Raw genomic sequence first — 24,456 nt, 5'->3', positions numbered from 1 at the left:
CGGGGCGTGAGGGACAGCCCATGTTGTGGGCGCACCTGCTTCGTCATTCCCGCGCAGGCGGGAATCCAGACGCGCAGGTCGTCGATTGAGCCGCAACGTCAGCGGGTCTGGATCCCCGCCTTCACGGGGATGACGGTTGGTGGCGGAAAGGATTTAGCGCGCCACCACCGTCGGCAGCCGGTCGATCGGCTCGACCGTCACGCTGCGGAACCACGTCTCCGCGCCCTCCGACTGCAACTGGACGTGCCCGTGCGTCAGCGGGCTGCGCACACCGCCGGCTCCGACGGTCGCCAGCCCCTCGACCAGCATCACCGGCACGCCGTTGACGACATGCACCGCGCGGTCGCCGAGCACGTAGAGATCGAGCACGTTCCACTGCCCCGCCGGCCGCTCGGCATCGCGGGCATTCTCGACGTTCCAGATCAGCGAGCCGTTGACGATCTCGACCGGCTTCCCGCCCATCCGGTAGCGGACCGGCGGCGAGATCAATGACGGGTCGAGCGCGGCGGCGGTACGGATGCGCACATCGCGCCCGACCGCGACCGCCATGCCGGTCGAACCGGTCATGATCTCGAACTCGACCGAGGGCTGCCATGTCCCGAACACCGCGCCGGGCGTGCCATGCGTATGATAGAGCAGGCCGTTGTTGGGCGGCTGTCCGGCGCGCGGCGCCCAGCGCTGGTCGCCCCAGCGATATTCCAGCCGCAGGTGATAGTCGCGCAGGTCGGCGTCATGGACCAAAGCGCCCCAGGTTTCGCCCTTGACCCACAGCGCCAGCTTGCCGTCGATCGCCCTGACCGCAAAATCGCCCGCGGTCGAGCGCGATCGGCCGATCGCGGTTGCGCCGGGCTTGTCGCGGTAAGTAACCGACGGGTCGGGGTACCCGAGCCACGGCTGCCACCCGGACAGGTCGCGGCCGTTGAACAAGACGCGTGACGGGCCGGTCGGCTTGGGGACGTCGCTGAGGACGAGGGTCTGCGTGGTCGTGGGCGCGTCGCCGACGATCGCGCGCGCCTGCTCGACCGGCGACGGGGCGGGCGCCGCGGCCTGCGCGATCGCTGTCGCCAACAGGATGATGTTCACTGGCCGCCTCCACTGCGTTCGCAAAGGAATATTGCAGGATAGCGGAGCCGCAACAACGACTTACGACCAAGGTCGGAACCTCGGGTCCTTATCCACGGCCTCTCCGCCCGTCATTGCGAGCGTAGCGAAGCAATCCAGAGCCGGACCAGGACGCCCTGGATTGCTTCGCTTCGCTCGCAATGACGTGGCTAGAGTGTCGTTCGGCTGCGAAGAAGAAAGAAGAAGCGAGGTCCCCCGGATCAAGTCCGGGGCGACGGGGATCAGCCCGCGTTCGCCGCGCGGGTCAGGTTGAGGAACACGTCCTCCAGATCGGCTTCCTTGGTGCTGACGTCGACGATCCCGTAGCCGTCGCGCTGGATCGCGCCCAGCACCTCGCCCGCATTGACGCGGTCCTTGGCGTAGGTGATCTCCAGAGTCCGCGTGCCCTTAAGCGCAACCTTCCCGAAACAGTCGTTGTCGGGCAGCGCCGCGACGTCGCGGTCGACGGTCACCGCGACGATCTTCTCCTGCGCCTTCCCGAGCAGCTCGGCGGTCGGCGAGTTGGCGATGACGCGGCCGTGGTTGATGATCGCGATCCGGTCGCACAGTTCCTCGGCCTCTTCGAGGTAATGGGTGGTCAGCACCACCGTCACCCCGGCGTCGTTGAGGCTGCGGACATAGGTCCACAATTGCTGACGCAGCTCGATGTCGACCCCGGCGGTCGGCTCGTCGAGCACCAGCACCGGGGGCGCATGCACCATCGCCTTGGCGACCATCAGCCGACGCTTCATGCCGCCCGACAGCGTGCGGGCGTAAGCGTTCGCCTTGTCCTCCAGATGCACCGCGCGGAGCAGCTCCATGCTGCGGCGCTCCTTCTTCGGCACGCCGTACAGCCCGGCCTGGATCTCCAGCGTCTCGACCGGCGTGAAGAACGGGTCGAACAGGATCTCCTGATTGACGATCCCGATCGACGCCTTGGCGTTGCGCGGGTGCTCGTCGATGTCGAAGCCCCAGATCGTCGCCGCGCCGCTGGTCTTGTTGACCAGCCCGGCAAGGATGTTGATCAGCGTCGACTTGCCCGCGCCGTTCGGCCCCAGCAGCCCGAAGATGCTGCCGCGCGGGACGTCGAAGGTCACGCCGTCCAGCGCGCGCTTCGGCGCGCCGCCCTTCACCCCGGCGTAGGTCTTGCACAGGTCGCGGATCGAGATCGCTGCTTCGGTCATATCCGGCGCGATAGGCGCGTGGGCGGCGGAAGCCAATAACGGAGGATTGTTTCGTCGTCGCCGCCTTGCTAATCGCCTGCCCATGCGCCCGCCGTCCGAACTCGTCCGCACCTCCTCCGCCCGCGTCGCCTGCGACGGCGCGACCGACATTCCGGGCGGCGCGGCGCTCGGCCACCCGCGCGTGTGGTTGCAGATCGACGAGCATGGCTATGTCGACTGCGGCTATTGCGACCGGCGCTTCGTGCTGATCGGCGGGCCGGCGGACGGTGTCGATCACAGCACGCTCCCCGACATTTCCGAGGGTGCCAGCCCGCAATAACGTCGCTCTCCGTTTTGGAGAGCAGAGTGATGGCACGCGGATGCGCGGTGTGGTTGCGCCCTGCGTCATCCTTCGGCGCCCAACGAAAAGGTTCGTCATCCCGGGCTTGACCCGGCGTCCCGCTTCTTCTTCCTGCCGGTAAGAAGAAGCGGGGTCCCGGATCAAGTCGGGGGCGACGGGGAACGATGACGCGGAGCTTGCGCACCCCTCTCCGCATGCTCCGCGCCTCCGCGTGAACCCAACCGCTGGCATCCCCACCCGCGCACGCCTATCTTGGCGCGATGACCGATCCCCGCTCCTTCCTGTACCGCGACACGCTCGACCCCGCGACCGCGCAGCGCGTCACCGCCGATGTGCTGGGGCGCGCCGATGACGGCGAGCTGTTCCTGCAATATCGCAAGGCCGAGGCGTTCGGGTTCGACGACGGGCGGCTGAAGACCGCCAGCTACGACACCACCGCCGGCTTCGGACTGCGCGCGGTGTCGGGCGAGATGACCGCCTTCGCGCACGCCAACGAGCTGAGCGAGGCCGCGATCCGCCGCGCCGGCGAGACGATGGCGCTGATCGATCCGTCGAGCGCGACGAAGGCCGCCGCGCCGGCGCGCACCAACCACCGGCTCTATACCGACGCCGATCCGCTCGATCTCGTGCCGTTCGCCGACAAGGTGAACCTGTGCCAGACGATCGACGCCGCCGCGCGCGCGCGCGATCCGCGCGTCGCGCAGGTGTCGGTCGGGCTGTCGGGGACGTGGAGCGTGGTCGAGATCGTTCGCGCCGACGGTTTCGTCGCCACCGACGTCCGCCCGCTGGTTCGGCTCAACGTCTCGATCGTCGCCGAGGCGAACGGGCGGCGCGAGACCGGGTCGTTCGGGGTCGGCGGGCGCTACCTCTACGACCGGGTGATGACGCCCGAGATGTGGAACCGTGCGATCGACGAGGCGCTGGCACAGGCGCTGGTCAATCTCGAGGCGGTCGACGCGCCCGCGGGCGAGATGACGGTGTTGCTCGGGAATGGCTGGCCCGGCGTGCTGCTCCATGAGGCGATCGGGCACGGGCTGGAGGGCGATTTCAACCGCAAGGGCACCTCGGCCTTCTCGGGGCGGATCGGCGAGCGTGTCGCCGCTCCCGGCGTGACGATCGTCGACGACGGCAGCATCGCCGACCGGCGCGGCTCGCTGACGATCGACGACGAGGGCACGCCGACCTCGGAGACGATCCTGATCGAGGACGGCATCCTCAAAGGCTATATGCAGGACCGGCTCAACGCACGGCTGATGGGGGTCGCGCCGACCGGCAACGGGCGGCGCGAGAGTTTCGCGCACGCGCCGATGCCGCGCATGACCAACACCTTCATGAAGGCCGGCCGCGACGATCCCGCCGAGCTGCTGAGCCGCGTGAAGAAGGGCATCTTCGCCAAGTCGTTCGGCGGCGGGCAGGTCGATATCGTCTCGGGCAAGTTCACCTTCTCGTGCACCGAGGCGTACCGGATCGAGGACGGCAAGCTGGGCGCGCCGATCAAGGGCGCGACGCTGATCGGCGACGGGCCGAGCGTGCTGACCAAGGTGCTGGGCGTCGGCCACGACTTCGCGCTCGACGAGGGGATCGGCGTGTGCGGCAAGGGCGGGCAGAGCGTCCCCGCGGGCGTCGGGCAGCCGTCGCTGCTGATCGACGGGCTGACGGTGGGCGGGACGGCCTGACGTCAGACGCCGGTCAGCGCCATGTCGAAAGCGTCGATGATGTCGAGGCGATAATCCCGCAAGGTGATCACGAGCTTTCGTAGTTCGCTGACCCGCACAGCGGCGGCGAATTGCGTGATCATCGCATAGCGTTCGCCTTCGATCTCAAACACAGGGTTCAAGCGTAACCGCAATTGCGGGGCATCCGCTACGGGAAGCAGAGGTACCGCCATCCGCGTCGCCAGATAGGCGAGCACCTCCGACTGACAATCGAGCAGCAGGCCGCCGTCGCTCGACCGATACACATCAAATTGTGCCATCAGAACAGCCGGTAGCGTTCCAGCGGCAAGCCGTTTTCCTCAACCCAGCGATTGACGGATTCGGCCCATTCGCGATTCTCTTCCCGCCAGCGACGATCCCGCTCTTCCTTTGCAGCCTTTCGCAACGCTGCTTCGCTTACCTGCGACAGGTTGATTCCCGCCTCTCGGGCTGCAGCCACTACGCCCGTGTCGAGCGACAGGTTGACCGGCTTGCGCTTGCCGGACGTGATCGGATCGTGCTTCATGGCGCATGAAGCTATGCGCATCATCCATGCGCGTCAACGCGGAGTGACCAATGGCCAAGTTCTTCCCCGCCCTCACCCCCGAGCATCGCGCGTTCGTCGCGAAACAGCCGGTGTTCTTCGTCGCCACCGCGGCGGCGGACGCGCGCGTCAACCTCAGCCCCAAGGGCATGGACAGCTTCCGCATCCTCGACGACACCACGGTCGCCTATCTCGATGTCGCGGGATCGGGGAACGAGACGAACGCGCATCTGCTCGCCGACGGGCGGATCACGATCATGTTCTGCGCCTTCGACAATCCCGCGCTGATCTTCCGCATTTACGGCCGCGGCCGGCCGGTGCTGCCGCAGGATGACGCGTGGGACGAACTGGCCGCGCATTTCACGCTGCTGCCCGGCACGCGGCAGATCTTCGTGATCGCGGTCGACGAGGCGCAGACCTCGTGCGGCTGGGGCGTGCCGTACATGGCGTTCGAGCGCGAGCGCGACACGCTCAACAAATATCACGCGAGCACCGACGATGCGACGCGCTTCGGCAAATATGCCGTCCGCACCCACAGCATCGACGGGCTGCCGGTGCGCAGCCCGACGCGCGTGCCCGCCTGATGGCGCTTGTCGAACTCGGCCGCTACGACCGCAACCTCGCCAACATCCTCGTCGCGCGGCTGGAGAGCGACGGCATCCCCGCGCTGGCTTTCGATGGCGGCGCGAGCATCGCCGACGGCAGCTGGCTGCTGATCTCGGTGCGCGTCATGGTCGACGAGGACGATCTCGCCGCCGCGCAGGCGATCGCCGGCGCTGCCTGATTTTTGGGCAGCGGTGACGCGCTGCACAATTATTAACGATCGTTAGCACCTCCTCTCCCGACTGCCCGCTCTGCGAGCAACTGGCACGACCCTTGCGATGCTCCTTTGCGGACAAACGCAAAGGGGGCGCGATGAAGCTGGTCATAGCCATCATCAAACCGTTCAAGCTCGACGAGGTGCGCGAAGCGCTCACCACCGTCGGCGTGGCCGGGATGACCGTGTCGGAGGTGAAGGGGTTCGGTCGCCAGAAGGGCCAGACCGAAATCTACCGCGGCGCCGAATACAGCACCAACATGGTGCCCAAGATCAAGATCGAGGTCGTGTGCGCCAGCGACATCGCCGACCGCGTGGTCGAGGCGATCCAGGCCGCCGCCAACACCGGCGCGATCGGCGACGGCAAGATCTTCGTGCTCGATGTCGGACAGGCGGTGCGGATCCGCACTGGCGAAACCGACGACACGGCCTTGTGATGGGGGGACTGATGACGCTTTCCAGAAAGATTGCGGGCGGCGCGGGGGCGCTGGCCGCCACGTTGCTCACGGCCGCGCCGGCATGGGCGCAGGGCGCCGCCGGCCCGGTGCGCGCACCGGGTGCCGAAGCCGCCGTCGCGATGATCAACAAGGGCGATACGTCGTGGATGCTAATCTCCGCGGCGCTGGTGCTGATGATGTCGATCCCCGGCCTCGCGCTGTTCTACGGCGGGCTGGTGCGCACCAAGAACATGCTCAGCGTGCTGATGCAGGTGTTCATGATCGTCTCGGTCGCCAGCCTCGTCTGGGTGTGCTGGGGCTACAGCCTCGCCTTCACCAGCGGTAACGCGTTCGTCGGCGGGCTGTCGAAGGCGTTCCTCGCGGGCGTCGGGCCGACCTCGGTCGCGGCGACCTTCTCGAACAACGTCTACGTGCCCGAATATGCGTTCATCGCCTTCCAGATGACCTTCGCGTGCATCACGCCCGCGCTGATCGTCGGTGCGTTCGCCGAGCGGGTGAAGTTCACCCCGCTGCTGATCTTCGTCGTGCTGTGGCTGACGATCGTCTATTTCCCGATGGCGCACATGGTCTGGTACTGGGCGGGCCCGGACTTCCTCGCCGACGCGCCGACCGACGCCGGGCTGCTGTACGGCTGGGGCGCGCTCGATTTCGCGGGCGGCACGGTGGTGCACATCAACGCGGGCATTGCGGGCCTCGTCGGCTGCCTCATCATCGGCAAGCGCCACGGCTACAAGTCGGAGCCGATGCCGCCGCACTCGCTGACCATGACGATGATCGGCGCTTCCTTGCTGTGGGTCGGCTGGTTCGGGTTCAACGCCGGCTCCAACCTCGAGGCCAATGGCGGCGCGGCGCTCGCGTTCGTCAACACCTTCGTCGCCACCGCCGCCGCGGCGGTCGCCTGGGCGGTGATCGAGCAGATCGTCCACAAGAAGCCGTCGCTGCTGGGCGGCGTGTCGGGGGCGGTCGCCGGCCTCGTCGCGATCACCCCGGCCGCCGGCTTCGCCGCACCGATGACCTCGATCATCCTCGGCTTCGTCGCCAGCGCGGTGTGTTTCTTCTTCGTCACCTCGGTGAAGAACAAGCTCGGCTATGACGACACGCTCGACGTGTTCGGCGTGCACTGCGTCGGCGGGATCATCGGCGCGATTGCGACCGGGATCGTCGCCGACCCGTCGCTCGGCGGTCAGGGCTTCATCGACTACACCAGCTTCCCGTCGGTCGCCGGCAAGTACGACATGGCCGCGCAGGTCTTCACGCAGATCAAGGCGGTCGTGCTGACGCTGGTGCTGTCGGGCGGCGTCTCTGCGGTGCTCTTCTACGGCATCAAGGCGACGATGGGGCTGCGTCCCTCGCTCGAGGTCGAGGTCGAAGGTCTCGACATCAACGAGCATGGCGAACGCGCCTATAATTACTGACGAGTTCGCGGGGCGGCGACGGTCGCCGCCCTGCCACCGATGTTCCTCCTGCGGACGACACCTCAAGGCCCGGCGCGGCAACGCGACCGGGCCCTTTTTTGCGTGCTGCGCTGCAAGATGACGCGGGCCTTCCGATGCGCTATATAAGTAAACGGCGCCGGGTGATCTCGTTCCAGCGAGACCCCGGCTCCGAGAAGGAGAGGATGGGTCATGTTGAGGATCAGGAACGCCGGCCATCATGGTATGGTCGCTGCCGGGCTCGCAGCGATGTTCACCGCTGCGGTACTTGGCGCACAGCTTGCCGCGGATGCGGTCGTCTATGTCGGCGAGCTGCTGATACGCTGATCGAGCGCGCAACAACGACGATTGGGATCTTTGGCTCGTCATTGCGAGCGTAGCGAAGCAATCCAGTGCCGGATCATGATGCCCTGGACTGCTTCGCTACGCTCGCACTTAGCAAGTAGATGCTACCGCAGTCTGAAGCCATTCCCGTCGCTCCAGACTTGATCCGGGACGACAAAGGCAGGTTACTTCGGCAGCCGGATCTCGAACATGGTCGGCCAGCGCTTGCCGGTGACAAACAGCCGCCGCGCCTTGCCGTCCCAGGCGATGCCGTTCGCGACCGCCTCGGGATCGCGCGCGCCGACCTCGGCGACGATCGCACGCAGGTCGATCACCCGCGTCACCACGCCGCTGCGCGGATCGATCGCGACGATGACCGGCTGGTGCCAGACGTTGGCGAGGATCTGCCCGTCGACCATCTCCAGCTCGTTGATCTGGTCGAGCGCGCGACCCGCGAACGTGACGGTAACGGTGCGCCGCACCTTCATCGTCGCCGGATCGTGGAAGGTCAGCGTCGCGCTGCCGTCGGAACGGATCAGCGACGTCGCATCGGACGTCAGCCCCCAGCCCTCGCCCGAATAGCGCATCGTCCCCAGCGGCTTGAGCGTCGCAGCGGTCCAGCGATGCGCGATGCCATCGTGCCAGGTCAGGCTGATCGCCTCGCCCTTCCACAATGCCAGCCCCTCGCCGAACTGCGCGGCGGGGATCGTCCGCCGCAGCGTGACCTTGCCGCTGACCGGATCGACGCGTCGCACGTCCGAACGCCCTTCCAGCCCGACGCTCTCGATCAGCGCGCCGCCGTGCCATACCAGACCTTCGGTGAAGGCGGCGGGATCGTGCGGTGTCCGGCGCACGATTACCGGCACGACCAGCGCCGGCTGGCGCGCCATGACGGCGGACGCAGCCTGTGGCGGGGCCGCCCCGGCCGGACCGGCAAGGGCGAGAAGCGGGAGGAGCAGCCAGCGCGACATGCGCCAGCGGTACGATGCCGCGCGGCGCGGGGCAATCACGTTGCGCCGCGCGCCGGCCTCAGCCCGCCCTGGGCGTCGTGCCCTGCACCGCCGTCACGGTCGCGATGCCCTTGTCATTGATCGAGACCACCCATGGCGTGCCGTCGTCGCAGGTCGCGACCCAGCTCGGGTTGCCCTGCAGTTCCGGGCCGGCGGTCGAGCGCGTCACGCCCTGACAGGCGCGCCCGGCATCGCTGATCGCGCGGAACAGCACGCCGTTGCGCTCCTTCTCGTTCAACTGGCTGATCTGCGCGAGATAATTACCGCTGCTGTTGTTGGTGGCCGCCGCGGCGGTCTCCCCGTCCGGGCGCGAGCCGCACGCGGCGAGCGACAACGGCAGGATGGCGGCGATCACGGCATGGCGAATCATCTCAGGCCCCTCGAAGACGAACGTTGCGCTGGTTTAACATTTTTCACAGCTTCGGGTTGCACCATCTCCTCTATGAAGAAGGGCGGGCGAGTCGTGGGGACGGTGTGATGCGGGCAAAGCGGTCGATCGGGCTGGTGGCGGGGCTGGCGCTGCTGGCGTCGTGCGGGGATGGTGACGGCGGCACGCGCGTCGCGGGCAGCACCGGCGGCGCGACGGGCGGCGGCAGCGTCGGCGGCACCACTGCTGCGACCGGCTGTGCGCTGCGCGCGCGGCAGAACTGGGTGCGCGACGCGATGAACGAATGGTATCTGTTCCCCGATACCCTGCCGGCCAGCCTCGATCCGGCCGGTTTCCCGGACGTCGACAGCTTCCTCGACGCGCTGACCGCGACGGCGCGTGCGCAGCACAAGGATCGTTATTTTACCTATTTGGCCTCGCTCAAGGAGGAGAATGCCTATTACAGTTCGGGCGGCACCGCCGGGATCGGCGCGCGGCTGGCGCGGGACGGGAGCGACCGGCTGTTCGTGACCGAAGCCTATGAGAATGCCCCGGCGCTGAACGCCGGGATCGACCGCGGGGCGCAGATCGTCGGCATCGGCACCACCGCGACGACGATCCAGACGATCAGCGACCTGCAGGCGAGCGGCACCGCTGCGTTCAACGCCGCGTTCGACGTATCGACCCCCGGCACCGTCCGCTATCTGCGCATCACCGATGCCGCGGGCACCCGCGACGTGCGGGTGGCCAGTGCCGATTATACGCTGACGCCGGTTTCCTCACGCTACGGCGTCAAGGCGATCGACGATAACGGGCGCAAGGTCGGCTACGTGAATCTGCGCACCTTCATCGATACCGCCAACGATCAACTCCGCAGCGCATTCGCCACCTTCAAGGCGCAGGGCGTGACGCAGGTGATCGTCGACCTGCGCTACAATGGCGGCGGGCTGCTCAACACCGCCGAGACGTTCACCGACCTGCTCGGCGCCAATCGCTCGACGAGCGACGTGCAGGCGTACACGACCTTCCGTCCTTCCAAGGCGCAGGAAAACCAGGTCCGCCATTTCGCGCGCGAGATGAACGCGATCGCGCCGACGCGGATCGCGTTCATCGGCACCGGCCAGACCGCCTCGGCGAGCGAATATGTCATCAACGCGCTGATCCCGTACCTCCACAGCGACCTCGCGCTGGTCGGCGCCAACACTTATGGCAAGCCCGTCGGGCAGATCCCGGTCGACAATCCGTCGTGCAGCGACGACCGGCTGCGCGTGATCGCCTTCGCGCTCCGGAATTCGGCGGGGCAGGGCGATTATTACGACGGGCTCGCGACCAAGGTGGAGGCGAGCTGCCAGGCCGCCGACGATTACGCACACCCGCTGGGCGACGTCAGCGAGACCTCGACGCGCACCGCGCTCGACTGGCTGGCGGGGCGTGGCTGCACGCGGATCGGCGCGAGTGCGGCGGCGGCGCGGACGGCCGGGCTGTTCGCGGAGTGGCAGCGCCCGCTGGTCGCGCCCCGTCCGACCGCCGCGCAGCGGGAGACGCCGGGGCTCTATTGAGCGCCGGCCCGGTGGCAACGTCATCCCGGACGTGATCCGGGAGACGGCAGATCCTAGTCCTTCCAGCCCCAGTAGAGCTGCGCCGGGGGTACGTTCCACCATTCCATGTCATGGTCGATGCGGTGGAAATGCGGGGCGATGAAGTCGCGGACCTTGGGGCTGAACTGATAGACCAGGAACGCGCCGCCGACGCGCAGCACGCGCTGCGTCGCCGCCGCGATCGCCGGGCCGACGCCGTCGGGCAGCGTCGAGAAGGGCAGCCCCGACAACACGTAATCGGCTGCCTCATGCCCGTGTTCGGCGACGATCCGCTCCACGTCCGCCGCCGAGCCATGCACCGCCACGAAACGTGAGTCGGTGATCGTATGGTCGAGATAGCGGATGAAATCGGCGTTGGTGTCGATCGCGATCAGCATCGCGTCCGGCGCCATCCGCTCCAGGATCGGGCGGCAGAAGGTGCCGACGCCCGGGCCATATTCGACGAAGAGCTTGCAATTGGCCCAGTCGACCGGGCCGAGCATCTTGGCGATCAGCCGGTCCGACGACGGGATGATCGAGCCGACCATGACGGGATGCTTCAGGAAGCCGGTGAAGAACATCTGCCACGGTCCGGGCACGCCGGCGGCTTTGCTGCGATCGCGCCGCACGGCGTCGGTGGAACTGGTCATGTGGAAAAAACGGCTCCCGAACCCTGAAGTGATGACGATTTCACGTCATCCGCATGACGAACGCCCTGCAGGCGAAGCGGTTGCCATAGCCGGGTTGTACGCGCCTCCCAAGCGCCTAATCGAGGTTCCGATGCGACGGAGCGGGAGCGGACAGCGGTGAGACAGGCGCGCGACGGCACTTTTGCCTTGTTGTTCATGGTGATGCTGACGATCGCCGCCGGCAACACCGCGCTGCAGTCGGTGCTGCCGGCGCTGGGCCGCTCGCTGGGCGTCCGCGATGCCGAGGTGGCGCTCGCCTTTTCGATCTCGGCGCTGTTCTGGGTGCTCGCCGCGCCGTTCTGGGCGCACCGCTCGCACCGCCACGGGCGGCGCGCGATGATCCTGCTCGGGCTCGGCGGCTACGCGACCAGCCTCGTACTGTGCGGCATGTTCCTCCTCGCCGGGATCAACGGGTGGATCGGCGGGACGGCAGCGTTCCTGCTCTTCATCGTCGGGCGCGTGATCTATGGCGCGACCGGTGCGGCGGCCCCGCCCGCGGTGCAGGCGCTGGTCGCGGGCAGCACGACCCGCGAGGAACGGACCCGCGCGCTGACGCTGCTCGCCTCGGCCTTCGGGCTGGGAACGATCCTCGGCCCGGCGCTCGCGCCGTATCTGATCCTCGGCCATCTCGGCCCGGTCGCGGTCGGGCTGGCCGCGCCGGCGTTCGTCTTCGCGCTGTTCGGGGTGGCGATGCTGTTGGCAGTGTGGCGGCGGCTCCCCGACGACCGGTCGGACGATTCGAGCCACGGCGCGGTCAACGCCTATCCGTCGATCGGCGGGCAATCCTCGGGCGCGAGCGTCACCGCGGCGATCGCGCCCGAGGGCGGCGGGCGGATCGACGCGCGCGATCCCCGCATCCGCTGGTGGCTGTTCGTCGGGCTGGTGATGGGCCATGCGCAGGCGATGACCGGGCAGGTGGTCGGCTTCCTCGTCATCGACCGGCTCGGCGTGTCGCCGGTCGACGCGCTGGGCGCGACCGGGCTGGTGCTGATGACCGGCGCGGGCGCGTCGCTGCTTGCGCAATGGGGGTTGATCCCGCTGCTCGACCTGCGGCCGCGCGCGCTGGTGCTGGTCGGGCTCGCGCTCGCCGCCGCCGGCTGCTCGGCGACCGGCCATGCCGCCACCCTGCCCGCGATCGCGAGCGGCTATGCGCTGGCCAGTCTCGGGTTCGGGTTCGTGCGACCGGGGTTCACCGCGGGATCGAGCCTCGCAGTCGACGCATCGCTGCAGGCGTCGGTCGCGGGGAAGGTGACGAGCATCAGCGGGGCCAGCTTCGTGCTGGGGCCGTCGATCGGGGTCGCGCTGTACGGCATCGGCCATGCAATGCCCTACGATGCCGCGGCGATCGCCTGTGCGCTGCTGCTGCCGCTCGGGTGGCGGGCGCTGCGGAATTAAGTCGGGTCGCTCGCCTCCCCACGGCGTCATCCCGGACTTGATCCGGGATCCCGCTTCTTCCTTCCGTCGAGAACAAGCGGGGCCCCGGATCAGGTCCGGGGCGACGATGCGGTGAACCTAGACCTCCTTGCCGCCCGGTCGTGCGGTCAGTTGCCCCGGCGCGATGAAGCCGATCGGCTGGATCGCATTCGCCTCCTGCTTCAGCCGCGCCGCCATCCGCTCGTAATCACGCTCCACCTCGGGCGTGACGCTCGCGCGGCTCTCCTCCAGCGCGCGCTCGAAATGTGCGCGACGCACCTCGCGCGTATCGAGCGACTCGCGGAGCGCGATCAGCCCGGCGCGGCGCACGACATCCTCCAGATCGGCGCCGGTGAAGCGCTCGGTCCGCGCCGCCACCGCGTCGAGATCGACATCCGGCGCCAGCGGCATTTTCTGCGTCTGGATGTCGAGGATCCGCCGCCGGCCCGCGGCATTGGGCACGCCGACATAGACCAGTTCGTCGAATCGCCCCGGCCGCAACAGCGCCGGGTCGACCAGATTGGGCCGGTTGGTCGCACCGATCACCACCACCGACTGGAGTTCCTCCAGCCCATCCATCTCGGCGAGGATCGTGTTGACCACGCGCTCGGTCACCTGCGGCTCGCCCAGCCCGCCGCCGCGCGCCGGGACCAGCGAGTCGAGTTCGTCGATGAAGATCACCGTCGGCGCGACCTGCCGCGCGCGCTGGAACAGCCGCGCGATCTGCTGCTCGCTCTCACCATACCATTTGCTGAGCAGGTCGCTCGACTTGGTGGCGATGAAGTTCGCCTGCGCCTCGCGCGCGACCGCCTTGGCGAGCAGCGTCTTGCCAGTCCCCGGCGGACCGTAGAGCAGGAAGCCCTTCGCCGGGCGGATGCCAAGCCGGCGGAACGCATCGGGGTCCTTGAGCGGCAGCTCGACGCCTTCCTTGAGCCGCATCTGCGCATCGTCGAGCCCGCCGACGTCCGACCATTTGACGGTTGGCGCCTGCACCATCACCTCGCGCATCGCGCTCGGCTGGACTCGCTTGAGCGCCTCGGTGAAGTCCTCGCGCGTCACCGCGAGCATGTCGAGCACCTCGGCGGGGATCGTGCGATCTTCCAGGTTGAGCCGCGGCATGATCCGCCGCACCGCCTCGATCGCTGCCTCGCGGGTCAGGGCGGCGACATCTGCGCCGACGAAGCCGAACGTCTGGCGCGCCAATTGGTCGAGGTCGACGCCCTCGCCCAGCGGCATGCCGCGGGTGTGGATGCCGAGGATCTCGCGCCGCCCGCGCTCGTCCGGCACGCCGACGATGATCTCGCGGTCGAAACGGCCCGGCCGCCGCAGCGCCTCGTCGATCGCCTCCGGCCGGTTGGTCGCGGCGATCACCACCAGATTGGCGCGCGCCTCCAGCCCGTCCATCAGCGTCAGCAATTGCGCGACCAGCCGCTTCTCCGCCTCGCCCGACACCTGGCCGCGCTTGGGCGCGATCGAGTCGATCTCGTCGATGAAGACGATCGATGGCGCGGCCTTGCTGGCTTCCTCGAACACCTGCCGCAGCCGTTGTTCGGATTCGCCATAGGCCGAGCCCATGATCTCGGGGCCGTTGATAAGGAAGAATTGCGCGTCCGACTCGTTCGCCACCGCGCGCGCCAGCCGCGTCTTGCCGGTGCCGGGCGGCCCGTGCAGCAGCACGCCCTTGGGCGGATCGACGCCGAGCCGCTGGAAGAGTTCGGGATAGCGCAGCGGCAGTTCGACCATCTCACGGAGCTGGTCGATCGTCTGCCCCATGCCGCCGATATCGTCATAGGTAACGTCGGCGCGGCGCGCGGCCTGCGGCTCCTCATATTCGGGGCGCAGCTCGATCTCGGTGGTCTCGTCGATATGGACGACGCCCTTCGGGCTCGCCGAGACGACCAGCAGCCGGATCTCCTGCAAGGCATAGGCGGGGGCGTTGACGTAGCGCTCCATCCCCGGCGGCATGTTCTGGACGCGCTGGTGCCCGGCGGTCGCGACGATGTCGCCCGCGCACAGCGGCCGGCCGAAGAAGGTGCGCTTCAGCGCGTTGGTCGAGCCCTGCAAGCGCAGGTTCTGTTGCGCCGGAGCGAACACGACGCGCGTCGCGGCCTTCGACTCAGCGCGGCGCACCTCGACGAAATCGCCCGAGCCGACCCCGGCATTGGCGCGCTGCAACCCGTCGATCCGGACAAGTTCCAGTCCTTCGTCCTCGGCATAGGGGCCGATCGCGCGCGCGGGGGTGGTCTTCTTGCCGACGATCTCGACGACGTCGCCGTCGGTGATACCCAATGCCGCGAACACGGCGCGCGGCAGATGCGCGACGCCGCGCCCGCTATCCTCCGGCCGCGCGTTCGCGACCTGCAACTTCACCACTGTCTCGTCGGCATCCGCCATCTTGTTCCTTTCGCACGGCTAGGGGCCGAGCGCAGGAGATAGGGCGGCGGTTCCGCATTGCGACCCACGTCCGCCCGTCGCGTGGACGAAAAAAAGGCCAGCCCCAAGGGGCCGGCCGTTTGAAGTTTTTAGGAGAGGATGCCTGAAAGGCCCGCCCTATGTGCGCCGCGGCATCGACCTTCGCAAGTGCGAAATGTTAGCGGTATGGTTGCACTATCTGCAATCGTAAGGGCGATTGTTGTTGCGTCGCGGACCGGATGTTGCATGATGCAGCGCAACAGTCATTTCGGACCAGTCCCGAACCTGCCATGCGCCGGCTTCCGCCCCTCACTGCGATCGAGGCCTTCGTGGCCGTCGCGCGACTCGGCTCGATCAAGGCCGCGGCGCAAGAGCTTGCGCTGTCGCCACCCGCACTGAGCCGCCGCATCCAGACGCTCGAACGCTTCATCTCGCGGCCGCTGTTCGATCGCCGCCATCAGGCGATGGTCCCCAATGCCGATGGCGAGCGGCTGCTCGCCGCCATCGCCCCCGCGCTCGACGGCATGTCCGATGCGATCGAAGGGATGACCAGCGGCAACGAGGTGCTGCGGCTGCGGCTCGGCGTGCTGCCGCTCTATGCGTCGCAACGGCTGTTTCCGCGCCTGGGCGAGCTGCGCGCCGCGCATCCCGAATTGCACCTCGACATCGACACCGGCGGCAATGCGCTTGCGCGACTCGGCGAGGGGCTCGATGCGGTGATCGTCGTCGCGCGCGACATCGATCCGATGCTCTATTCGGAGCGGCTCGACCGCAACATGGTCTATCCGATCGGTGCGCGCGGCTTGCTCGACGGGCCGAAGCCGCTGCGTTCGCCCGAACAGATGCGCGAACATAGCGTGCTGCTCCACCGCGACATGCCCGACACGTTCGCGGCGTGGAGCCAGGCAGCGGGCTATCCGGGGATGGAGCCGGTCGCGATCGACTATTTCGATACCGGCGTGCTGATCCTCGAGGCGGCGGCGCAGGGGCTCGGCGTCGCCTTCATGCACGAGAACCACTTCCAGGACGCGAATGACCCACGGCTGGTGCGGCTGTTCGATATCGATGTGACCAGCCCCTACAGTTACTGGTTTGCGTGCCGCCCACGCGCGCTGCAGACCAAGCCGGTCAAGCTCTTCCGCGACTGGCTGATCCGGACGCTGCGGGAAGGGTGACCTCTACCGTCATTCCCGCGAAGGCGGGAATCCAGATGCGCAGGTTCTCGCAAGAGTCGCTTACGTCAGAGGTTCTGGATTCCCGCCTTCGCGGGAATGACGGAGAGAGGCCGCGACCCGCCCCGCCACGCAGGGCGAGTCGCGACCGGATCAGGCCGCCTTCATCGAGACGATCTTGCCGGGGTTCGCGGGCGGCTCGCCCTTCGGCAGCGCGTCGATCAGCGCCATGCCGTCGGTCACCTGACCCCAGACGGTGTACTGGCCGTCGAGGAAGCGTGCGTCGTCGAAGCAGATGAAGAACTGCGAATTCGCGGAATTCGGGTCCATCGTCCGCGCCATCGAGCAGGTGCCGCGCACGTGCGGCTCTTTGCTGAACTCCTGCTTGAGGTTCGGCTTGTCCGAACCGTGCATCCCGGTACCGGTCGGATCGCCGCCCTGCGCCATGAAGCCCGGGATCACGCGGTGGAATACCACGCCGTCGTAGAAGCCGTCGTTTGCCAGCTCGGCGATGCGCGCGACATGCTCGGGCGCAAGATCGGGGCGCAGCTTGATCGTCACGTCGCCGCCGTCCAGCGTCATGGTCAGCGTGGAATAGGTATCGGTCACAGGCAGTTCCTTTCTTGCCGTATGTGCGCGCCCCTATCGGTCCCGCGCCCGGCTGGCAAATGCGCGACGCCCACGCTAGGTGCCCTTCGGTCCGACGTGAACGAGGGAGCCGGCACATGAGCGAGACCGAGCTGCGCGACGCGTACGAGGATCAGGACGACCGCGAGGAGCGTCTGGACGAGGACGACCGGCTCAAGCCCGAGTTCGTCCGCGCGGTGCTCGACGCGGTCGAGGCTGGCGACGTCGCCGAGGCGCATGCGCTGGTCGAGCCGCTCCACCCCGCGGATATCGCCGATCTGTTCGAGCTGACCCCCGAGGATTGCCGCCGCGATCTCGCCGCCGCGGTCAGCGACCTGCTCGACGCCGACGTGTTCGCGGAGATGAACGACTACGTCCGCGAGGCGCTGATCGACGCGCTCGACGCGCGGCAGGTCGCGGACATCGCGAGCGAACTTGATACCGACGACGCGGTCGCGATCATCGAGGACATGGAGCCGGAGGACCAGCGCGAGGTCCTGCGCGCGATGGAGCCCGACGATCGCGCCGCGATCGAGGAGGCGCTGTCCTACCCGGAGGAATCCGCCGGCCGCCTCATGCAGCGCGATCTGGTCGCGGTGCCCGAACATTGGACGGTCGGCGATGTGCTCGACTATCTGCGCGCCGACGAGACGCTGACCACCGACTTCTGGGAAATCTTCGTCGTCGACCCGACGCACGAGCCGGTCGGCACCTGTTCGCTGAGCTGGATCCTGCGCACCCCCCGCAGCATCGCGATCGCCGACGTCATGCAGCGCGAGCAGACGCTGATCCCGGTCGACATGGACCAGGAAGAGGTCGCGCTGCGCTTCCAGAAATATGCGCTGATCTCCGCCGCGGTCGTCGACGGTTCGGGGCGGCTGGTCGGGATGATCACGGTCGACGACGTCGTCCACATCATCCAGCAGGAAGCGGGCGAGGACGCGCTGCGGCTGTCGGGCGCGGGCGAAGGCGATATCAACGAGCCGATCCGCCTGACGGTACGGACGCGGCTGACGTGGCTGCTCATCAACCTGCCGACCGCGATGATCGCCGCGACGGTGGTCGGGCTGTTCGACGAACGGATCGCGCGCTTCGCGGTGCTCGCGCAATTGATGGGGATCGTCAGCGGGATGGGCGGCAATGCCGGGACCCAGACGCTCGCCGTCGTCGTCCGTGCGCTGGCAACGAATCAGCTGACCGGCTCCAACACCATGCGGATGATCGTCCGCGAGCTGCGGATCGCCGGAAGCAACGGCGTCGGGCTCGGGCTGCTGGTCGGCGCGGGCTCGTATCTGTGGTTCGGCAATCCGGCGCTGGCGATGGTGTTCGGGCTGGCGCTGTTCATCAACAACATCGTCGCCGGGCTGGCAGGCGTGCTGGTGCCGGTGACGCTCGACCGGTTCGATGTCGATCCCGCGGTGGCGTCGTCGGTGTTCGTGACGACCTGCACCGATTCGCTGGGGTTCTTCACCTTCCTCGGGCTGGCGGCATTGTGGGGATTGGGCGGGTAAGTCCCTCCCCTGAAGACGTCAGCCCCGCAGAGGCGGGGATCCAGAATCTCTGACGTTTCGCCCCTTGCGAGAACCTGCGCGTCCGGATCCCCGCCTTCGCGGGGATGACGGTAGTGGTTCGTCCTACCGCTCGCGCGTCGCGGCGAACTTCACCTTCGGATAGCGGTCCTGCACGTAACCGACCTCCCATGCGCTTTTGGCGAGGAATACCGGGTTGCCGTCGCGATCCTTGGCCATCGCGGCGCGGTTCAGGTCGGTGAAGTTCTTCAGCTCGGCCGGGTCCTCCGCCGAAATCCAGCGCGCGGTGTCGAACGGCGCCGGCTCCAGCCCCGCGGCGACCTTATATTCCGCATCGAGCCGGCTGAGCAGCACCTCGAGCTGGAGCTGCCCGACGACACCGATGATCCAGTTGCTGCCGATCTCGGGATAAAAGACCTGCGTCACCCCCTCCTCGGCCATGTCGTCGAGCGCCTTGCGCAACTGCTTGGTCTTGGTGAAATCCTTCAGCACAACGCGCCGCAGGATTTCGGGTGCGAAATTCGGCAGCCCGGTGAAGCGCACGTCGGCCTTCTCGCTCAGCGTGTCGCCGACGCGCAGCGTGCCGTGGTTGGGGATGCCGATGATGTCGCCGGGATACGCCTCGTCGGCGACCTCGCGATTCTGCGCGAAGAACAGGATCGGCGAGTGGACCGCGATCGGCTTGCCGTGCCCGGTCGGGGTCAGCTTCATGCCGCGCTTGAAGGTGCCTGAGCACAGCCGCATGAACGCGATCCGGTCGCGGTGCTGCGGGTCCATGTTCGCCTGCACCTTGAAGACGAAGCCGGTGACTTCCTTCTCCTGCGGATCGACCGGCGCTGGCTCGGCGGGCTGCGGGCGCGGCGGCGGCGCATAGTCGCTGAGCGCCGCGATCAGGTCGGCGGGACCGAAGTCCTTGAGCGCCGAACCGAAATAGACCGGCGTGAGGTCGCCGTTGCGATACGCCTCGGCATCGAACGCCGCATAGCCGGCCTGCGCAAGCTCGATTTCTTCCGCCACCGCGTCGGGCAGCATCGGCGCGGCCTCGGTCTTGCCCTGGAACGTGCGGCTGTCACCTTCGGGGCGCGCGATCTGGTTGGTCGACAGGTTGAGGATGCCCTCGAACGTGCCGCCCATCCCGACCGGCCACGTCATCGGGGAGACGTCGAGCGCGAGCATGTCGGCGATCTCGTCGAGCAGCTCGAAGGTCGGCCGCCCCTCGCGATCGACCTTGTTGACGAAGGTGATGATCGGCACCGAGCGCAGCCGGCAGACCTCGAACAGCTTGCGCGTCTGCGCCTCGATGCCACGCGCCGCGTCGATGACCATGATCGCCGAATCGACCGCAGTCAGCGTGCGATAGGTGTCCTCGCTGAAATCCTCGTGCCCCGGCGTGTCGAGCAGGTTGAAGGTGATGCCGCCGCTTTCGAAGGTCATCACGCTGGAGGTGACCGAGATGCCGCGCTGCTGCTCGATCTTCATCCAGTCCGACCGCGCGCGCCGGTTCTGCCCGCGCGCCTTGACCTCGCCGGCGAGATGGATCGCGCCGCCGAAATACAGCAGCTTCTCGGTCAGCGTCGTCTTGCCCGCGTCGGGGTGGGAGATGATCGCAAAGGTACGGCGGGGAGACGTCATGCGGGTTCCAGCGGTTCGGGCAAGCGCCGCTTCCGCGCGGCGGTGTGGAGCGCGCGGATAGCAGGATGGCGCGCGGAGGGACAGAGGCGGGTGTGCAGACCTCTTGTTGCCGATCGTTGGTCCGTCATCCCGGGCTCGACCCGGGCCCCCGCTTCTTTGCGACGTCGGAGGAAGAAGCGCGGCGTCGGATCAAGTCTGGGCGACGAATGCCAGCGTAAAAACGACAACGGCCCGCCCGACGTTAGTCGGACGGGCCGCCGTTCGTTCGCGAGAACCGGTCTGCTTAGCTGCCCGACTCGAGGTTCACGGCCGCATACTTGCCACGACGATCGACCTCGATCTCGAAGCTCAGGCGGTCGCCCTCGTTGAGGGTCGGCATGCCGGCGCGCTCGACGGCCGAGATGTGCACGAACGCATCCGGCTGTCCGTCGTCGCGCTGAATGAAGCCGAAGCCCTTCATCGCGTTGAAGAACTTGACGGTGCCCGTCGCCTTCTCACCAGTCAGCTGGCGCTGGGGAGCACCGCCGGCGCCGCCCGCACGCGGGCCGCGATCGCCACCACGGTCGCCGAAGCCGCCTTCACGGGGAGGCGCGCGGTCGGTGACCGGCATCGGCTCGCCGTCGATCTTCAGATCGGTCGCCGAGACGCGACCGCCGCGGTCGACGAGCGTGAAGCCGAGCGGCTGGCCCTCGGCCAGGCCCGACAGGCCCGCCTGCTCGACCGCCGAGATGTGCACGAACACGTCCTCACCGCCGTCGTCACGGACGACGAAGCCGAAGCCCTTCTGCGCGTTGAAGAACTTGACCACGCCGGTGCCCTCGCCGACGACCTGCGGGGGCATGCCGCCACCGCCGCCACCAAAGCCGCGGCCACCGCCGCCACCACCGAAGCCGCCGCCACCGCCGCCGCGGAAGCCACCACCGCCGCCGCCGCCAAAGCCGCCGCCACCGCCGCCGAAGCTACGACCGCCGCCGAAACCGCCGCCGCCACGATCTTCGAAGCCACCGCCGAAGCCGCCGCCACCGAAACCACCGCCGCCGCCGCCGAAATCGTCACTGCCGCCGCCGAAACCATCGCGCTTGTCGCGCCCACGCCCGCCGCGCTGCCCGCGGCCGCCCTTGTCGTAACCCATAACCCTGTTCGTCTTCCCGGTCCGCCCGATAACTCTCATCAGGGCCACGCGCAGGACGGCGAACGCGGCTCCCCTGGGCACAGGACCTACTGCACCTCATCTCCTCCATAGCCCATCTTGCGCCGTCCTGCGAATCGTTTTGCGCATCTTTTCAAGCAATGACCGTCAAACGCCCCGGATCGGTCGCATTGTTGCCACGTTCCGTCGTACCAGCGTTCACGAGTAAGGAAGCGATTGAGCCCGGCGACCCGCCTCGTTACAGGCCGCATATGGCTGTATATCTGCACGAAGAAGACCTGCCCGGCGACGTGTTCGCCGCGGGCGCCGCGATCGCGGTCGACACCGAGACGATGGGGCTCATCACCCCGCGCGACCGGTTGTGCCTGGTGCAATTGTCGGACGGCGGCGGCGACGAGCATCTGGTGCGCTTCTCGCCGCGCAGCGACTATGCCGCGCCGGTGCTGCGACAGGTGCTGGCCGATCCGGCACGACTGAAGCTCTATCACTTCGGCCGTTTCGACATTGCGGCGATCCGTCACTATCTCGGCGTCGTGGCCGCGCCGGTCTATTGCACCAAGACCGCGTCGAGGCTGGTGCGGACCTATACGGACCGGCACGGACTGAAGGAGCTCGTGCGCGAATTGCTGGGGCAGGACATCTCGAAGCAGCAGCAATCGTCGGACTGGGGCGGCCCGGTGCTGAGCGATGCGCAGCGCGATTATGCCGCCTCCGACGTCCGCTATCTGCACCGGCTGAAGGAAGAACTCGATCGCCGGCTGGCGCGCGAGGGCCGCACCGAACTGGCGCAGGCGTGTTTCGACTTCCTGCCGGCGCGTGCCGAGCTGGATCTGGCGGGCTGGCCGGAGGTGGACATCTTCGCGCATGTCTGACGTCGCGCTTCGCGTCCGATCGGAACGGCAACGCTGGGCACAGCCTGGCGGGCGGCACGATCGCATCATCGCGCTCGCCAACCGCGGGCTGCCGGTGTCGATCGGCGTGCTGTTCGCGTTTCTCGTCATGGCGCCGCTGACGATGGGCGGCGACGCGTCTTTCGTCCTCGACAAGAACCGCGTCGAGGTCGCCAAGGAGCGCATGAAATTGCGCGAGGCGCGCTATCGCGGCACCGACACCAAGGGCCAGCCGTTCGAGCTCGACGCGGGCTCGGCGGTGCAAAAAAGCTCCGCCGAGCCGATCGTGCGCATCGCCGATATGGCCGCGGCGATCCGGCTGTCGGACGGCCCCGCGACGCTGACCGCGCCGACCGGGCGCTACGACATGGACAGCGAGCAGGTGAACGTCGACGGGCCGATCAAGGTGCGCGGACCGAACAATTACACGCTCGACACCGACAATGCGGTCGTCGACCTGAAATCGCGCCGCCTGCGCTCCACCGGCGCGGCGACCGGCACCGTGCGCCAGGGCACGTTCCGCGGCGACACGATGCGCGCCGATCTGGAGGCGCGCACCGTCACGCTCGACGGCAATGCCCGCTTGCGGTTCACCCCAAGAAAATAGAGAAGCTTCCGCATGTTGCGCCTTGCCGCCGCCCCTGCCCTGCTGTTGATGCTCGCCGTTCCCGCGGCGGCGCAGACCCGGCACGACACCGCCGCGCCGATCGACTTCGGCGCCGACCATATCGAATTGCAGGATCGCGCCAATCGCGCGGTGCTGGCGGGCAACGTCAAGGTGCGGCAGGCGGAGATGACGCTCACCGCGCAGCGGATGACGGTTGCCTATACGGGGCAGGTCGTCGACGGCAATCCGCAGGTGTCGCGGCTGGACGCCAGCGGCGGGGTGACGGTGGTGCGCCCCGACCAGACCGCGCGCAGCCAGTTCGGCGTCTACGATCTCAACCGCCGCGTCATCACGATGCTCGGCGCGGTGAAGCTGACGCAGGGCGGGAATACCGTCAACGGCGGGCGGCTGACGATCAATCTGGACACCGGTCGCGCGGTGATCGACGGCTCGTCGGTGGCGGGCGGCGCGGCGGCGGGCACCGGTGGCGTGACGCAGGCGCCCAACGGGCGCGTCACCGGCACCTTCTCGGTGCCGAGGCGCAACTGATCGCGCGGCAAAGACACGTCAGGGGTTCACGCCCGCGCCTGCTTCCTGCATGAATCCTGCCAGTCGCGCGGCATTGACGAAGCGGTAACCCTGTTCTGAGAGAGCGACAGACGATGGACGGCATCACGACAGCGCTGGATCGCGACGGTCTCGACCGGGTGGAGCCGATCCACGAGGCCGAGCTGGGCAGCGGCCTGCAGGTCGTGTCGATCGCCAAGAGCTACGACAAGCGCGTGGTGCTGACCGACGTGTCGGTGACGGTCGGGCGCGGCGAGGTGATCGGGCTGCTCGGCCCGAACGGCGCGGGCAAGACGACGTGCTTCTATTCGGTGATGGGGCTGGTGAAGCCCGATTCGGGCCGGATCATGCTCGACGGCGACGATATCACCGGGCTGCCGATGTACCGCCGCGCGATCCTCGGGCTCGGCTATCTGCCGCAGGAGACGTCGATCTTCCGCGGGCTGACGATCGAGAAGAACATCCTGACCGTGCTGGAACTGGCCGAGCCCGATGCGGCGGCGCGGACCGAGAAGCTCGAGAAGCTGCTCGGCGAATTCGGGCTGACGCGGCTGCGCGATGCGCCGGCGATGGCGCTGTCGGGGGGCGAAAGGCGGCGTGCGGAGATCGCGCGCGCGCTGGCTGCCGATCCGTCGATCATGCTGCTCGACGAGCCGTTCGCGGGGATCGACCCGATCTCGATCGCCGACATCCGCGATCTGGTCTGCCAGCTCAAGGACCGCGGGATCGGGGTGCTGATCACCGACCACAATGTGCGCGAGACGCTCGACATCGTCGACCGCGCGTACATCATCTACGACGGCAAGGTGCTGTTCACCGGCAGCCCGGAGGAACTGGTGCGCGACGAGAACGTCCGCCGGCTCTATCTGGGCGAGGATTTCGCGCTGTAGGCGATGGAGAGCGGGATACGCGCCCTCTC

General features: G+C 67.9%; 26 protein-coding genes. 15 read left to right on the top strand and 11 right to left on the bottom strand.

Going from position 1 to position 24,456, the window contains the following annotated elements; all coding sequences use genetic code 11:
* Positions 1–153: 153 nt before the first annotated feature.
* Positions 154–1,083, bottom strand: coding sequence for a 3-keto-disaccharide hydrolase (locus FHS97_RS12060; protein ID WP_343053439.1), 930 nt, complete (start codon positions 1,081–1,083; stop codon positions 154–156).
* Positions 1,084–1,343: 260 nt separating this feature from the next.
* Positions 1,344–2,285: an ABC transporter ATP-binding protein gene (locus FHS97_RS12055; protein ID WP_184037864.1), complete on the bottom strand. Its 942-nt coding sequence runs from the start codon at positions 2,283–2,285 to the stop codon at positions 1,344–1,346.
* An 82-nt stretch (positions 2,286–2,367) separates the two neighbouring features.
* On the opposite strand from FHS97_RS12055, the gene FHS97_RS12050 reads away from it, so the two are divergent.
* The gene (locus FHS97_RS12050) at positions 2,368–2,604 is read left to right on the top strand and encodes a zinc-finger domain-containing protein (protein WP_184037861.1); all 237 of its coding nucleotides are present in this window, start codon (positions 2,368–2,370) and stop codon (positions 2,602–2,604) included.
* Between the two features lie 281 nt (positions 2,605–2,885).
* Positions 2,886–4,301, top strand: coding sequence for a metalloprotease TldD (tldD, locus tag FHS97_RS12045; RefSeq protein ID WP_184037858.1), 1,416 nt, complete (start codon positions 2,886–2,888; stop codon positions 4,299–4,301).
* A gap of 2 nt (positions 4,302–4,303) precedes the next feature.
* Here the strand turns inward: tldD and FHS97_RS12040 are convergent, their stop codons facing one another.
* Entirely contained in the window at positions 4,304–4,600 is a 297-nt protein-coding gene (locus FHS97_RS12040; protein ID WP_184037855.1) for a CcdB family protein, read from the bottom strand.
* Entirely contained in the window at positions 4,600–4,845 is a 246-nt protein-coding gene (locus FHS97_RS12035) for a type II toxin-antitoxin system CcdA family antitoxin (protein ID WP_184037850.1), read from the bottom strand. The genes FHS97_RS12040 and FHS97_RS12035 overlap by 1 nt, the downstream gene beginning before the upstream one ends.
* A 50-nt stretch (positions 4,846–4,895) precedes the next feature.
* Here FHS97_RS12035 and FHS97_RS12030 point away from each other — a divergent pair, with 50 nt between their 5' ends.
* The 5 genes from FHS97_RS12030 to FHS97_RS17650 all read left to right on the top strand — a co-directional run bounded on the left by FHS97_RS12030 (position 4,896) and on the right by FHS97_RS17650 (position 7,898).
* Entirely contained in the window at positions 4,896–5,447 is a 552-nt protein-coding gene (locus tag FHS97_RS12030; protein WP_184037847.1) for a pyridoxamine 5'-phosphate oxidase family protein, read from the top strand.
* Positions 5,447–5,647 carry a putative signal transducing protein gene (locus FHS97_RS12025; RefSeq protein WP_184037844.1) on the top strand — a complete coding sequence of 67 codons (201 nt, stop codon included), beginning with the start codon at positions 5,447–5,449 and terminating at the stop codon, positions 5,645–5,647. The genes FHS97_RS12030 and FHS97_RS12025 overlap by 1 nt, the downstream gene beginning before the upstream one ends.
* Positions 5,648–5,778: 131 nt before the next feature.
* Entirely contained in the window at positions 5,779–6,117 is a 339-nt protein-coding gene (locus tag FHS97_RS12020) for a P-II family nitrogen regulator (RefSeq protein WP_028967359.1), read from the top strand.
* Between the two features lie 11 nt (positions 6,118–6,128).
* Positions 6,129–7,553: an ammonium transporter gene (locus tag FHS97_RS12015; protein WP_184037841.1), complete on the top strand. Its 1,425-nt coding sequence runs from the start codon at positions 6,129–6,131 to the stop codon at positions 7,551–7,553.
* 210 nt (positions 7,554–7,763) lie between these two features.
* Positions 7,764–7,898 carry a hypothetical protein gene (locus FHS97_RS17650; protein ID WP_260396546.1) on the top strand — a complete coding sequence of 45 codons (135 nt, stop codon included), beginning with the start codon at positions 7,764–7,766 and terminating at the stop codon, positions 7,896–7,898.
* 182 nt (positions 7,899–8,080) lie between these two features.
* On the opposite strand, the gene FHS97_RS12010 is transcribed toward FHS97_RS17650, so the two are convergent.
* Together FHS97_RS12010 and FHS97_RS12005 are read right to left on the bottom strand one after the other, a co-directional pair.
* On the bottom strand, positions 8,081–8,785 hold the full coding sequence (locus tag FHS97_RS12010) for a glutaminyl-peptide cyclotransferase (RefSeq protein WP_246346629.1): 705 nt from the start codon (positions 8,783–8,785) through the stop codon (positions 8,081–8,083).
* A gap of 139 nt (positions 8,786–8,924) precedes the next feature.
* Complete coding sequence (locus FHS97_RS12005) at positions 8,925–9,275, bottom strand: hypothetical protein (protein WP_184037834.1); 351 nt, start codon at positions 9,273–9,275, stop codon at positions 8,925–8,927.
* Positions 9,276–9,382: 107 nt separating this feature from the next.
* On the opposite strand from FHS97_RS12005, the gene FHS97_RS12000 reads away from it, so the two are divergent.
* Positions 9,383–10,831 (top strand): S41 family peptidase, encoded by a 1,449-nt coding sequence (locus tag FHS97_RS12000; protein WP_184037831.1) that lies wholly within the window; start codon positions 9,383–9,385, stop codon positions 10,829–10,831.
* Between the two features lie 53 nt (positions 10,832–10,884).
* Here FHS97_RS12000 and FHS97_RS11995 read toward each other — a convergent pair whose 3' ends face one another.
* Complete coding sequence (locus FHS97_RS11995; protein WP_184037828.1) at positions 10,885–11,499, bottom strand: class I SAM-dependent methyltransferase; 615 nt, start codon at positions 11,497–11,499, stop codon at positions 10,885–10,887.
* Positions 11,500–11,655: 156 nt separating this feature from the next.
* On the opposite strand from FHS97_RS11995, the gene FHS97_RS11990 reads away from it, so the two are divergent.
* Positions 11,656–12,933 carry an MFS transporter gene (locus tag FHS97_RS11990; RefSeq protein ID WP_184037825.1) on the top strand — a complete coding sequence of 426 codons (1,278 nt, stop codon included), beginning with the start codon at positions 11,656–11,658 and terminating at the stop codon, positions 12,931–12,933.
* A 117-nt stretch (positions 12,934–13,050) separates the two neighbouring features.
* On the opposite strand, the gene FHS97_RS11985 is transcribed toward FHS97_RS11990, so the two are convergent.
* Positions 13,051–15,345, bottom strand: a complete 2,295-nt coding sequence (locus tag FHS97_RS11985) for a CDC48 family AAA ATPase (RefSeq protein WP_184037822.1) — start codon at positions 15,343–15,345, stop codon at positions 13,051–13,053.
* 308 nt (positions 15,346–15,653) lie between these two features.
* Here FHS97_RS11985 and FHS97_RS11980 point away from each other — a divergent pair, with 308 nt between their 5' ends.
* Positions 15,654–16,538: a LysR substrate-binding domain-containing protein gene (locus FHS97_RS11980; protein WP_184037819.1), complete on the top strand. Its 885-nt coding sequence runs from the start codon at positions 15,654–15,656 to the stop codon at positions 16,536–16,538.
* Positions 16,539–16,688: 150 nt separating this feature from the next.
* Here the strand turns inward: FHS97_RS11980 and FHS97_RS11975 are convergent, their stop codons facing one another.
* Positions 16,689–17,117, bottom strand: a complete 429-nt coding sequence (locus FHS97_RS11975) for a peptidylprolyl isomerase (RefSeq protein WP_184038011.1) — start codon at positions 17,115–17,117, stop codon at positions 16,689–16,691.
* A 143-nt stretch (positions 17,118–17,260) separates the two neighbouring features.
* Between FHS97_RS11975 and mgtE the strand changes: the two genes are divergently transcribed.
* Positions 17,261–18,673, top strand: coding sequence for a magnesium transporter (mgtE, locus tag FHS97_RS11970; protein WP_184037816.1), 1,413 nt, complete (start codon positions 17,261–17,263; stop codon positions 18,671–18,673).
* Positions 18,674–18,796: 123 nt separating this feature from the next.
* Here the strand turns inward: mgtE and FHS97_RS11965 are convergent, their stop codons facing one another.
* Entirely contained in the window at positions 18,797–20,323 is a 1,527-nt protein-coding gene (locus FHS97_RS11965) for a peptide chain release factor 3 (RefSeq protein ID WP_184037813.1), read from the bottom strand.
* A 283-nt stretch (positions 20,324–20,606) separates the two neighbouring features.
* The gene (locus FHS97_RS17645) at positions 20,607–21,455 is read right to left on the bottom strand and encodes a cold-shock protein (protein ID WP_184037810.1); all 849 of its coding nucleotides are present in this window, start codon (positions 21,453–21,455) and stop codon (positions 20,607–20,609) included.
* Between the two features lie 269 nt (positions 21,456–21,724).
* On the opposite strand from FHS97_RS17645, the gene FHS97_RS11955 reads away from it, so the two are divergent.
* The 4 genes from FHS97_RS11955 (at position 21,725) to lptB (ending at position 24,427) form a co-directional block, all read left to right on the top strand.
* Complete coding sequence (locus FHS97_RS11955) at positions 21,725–22,345, top strand: ribonuclease D (protein ID WP_184037807.1); 621 nt, start codon at positions 21,725–21,727, stop codon at positions 22,343–22,345.
* Positions 22,338–22,970, top strand: a complete 633-nt coding sequence (gene lptC / locus FHS97_RS11950) for an LPS export ABC transporter periplasmic protein LptC (protein ID WP_184037804.1) — start codon at positions 22,338–22,340, stop codon at positions 22,968–22,970. Before FHS97_RS11955 ends, lptC begins: the two co-directional genes overlap by 8 nt.
* A gap of 12 nt (positions 22,971–22,982) precedes the next feature.
* Positions 22,983–23,519, top strand: a complete 537-nt coding sequence (locus FHS97_RS11945) for an LptA/OstA family protein (RefSeq protein WP_184037801.1) — start codon at positions 22,983–22,985, stop codon at positions 23,517–23,519.
* Positions 23,520–23,632: 113 nt separating this feature from the next.
* Positions 23,633–24,427 (top strand): LPS export ABC transporter ATP-binding protein, encoded by a 795-nt coding sequence (gene lptB / locus FHS97_RS11940; RefSeq protein ID WP_246346628.1) that lies wholly within the window; start codon positions 23,633–23,635, stop codon positions 24,425–24,427.
* Positions 24,428–24,456 lie beyond the last annotated feature (29 nt).

Origin of the sequence: Sphingomonas endophytica, assembly GCF_014199415.1 — a bacterium.
Classification (GTDB): domain Bacteria; phylum Pseudomonadota; class Alphaproteobacteria; order Sphingomonadales; family Sphingomonadaceae; genus Sphingomonas; species Sphingomonas endophytica.
The sequence above is the reverse complement of the archived record's forward strand: the minus strand, read 5'-3'. Positions and strand labels throughout refer to the sequence as shown.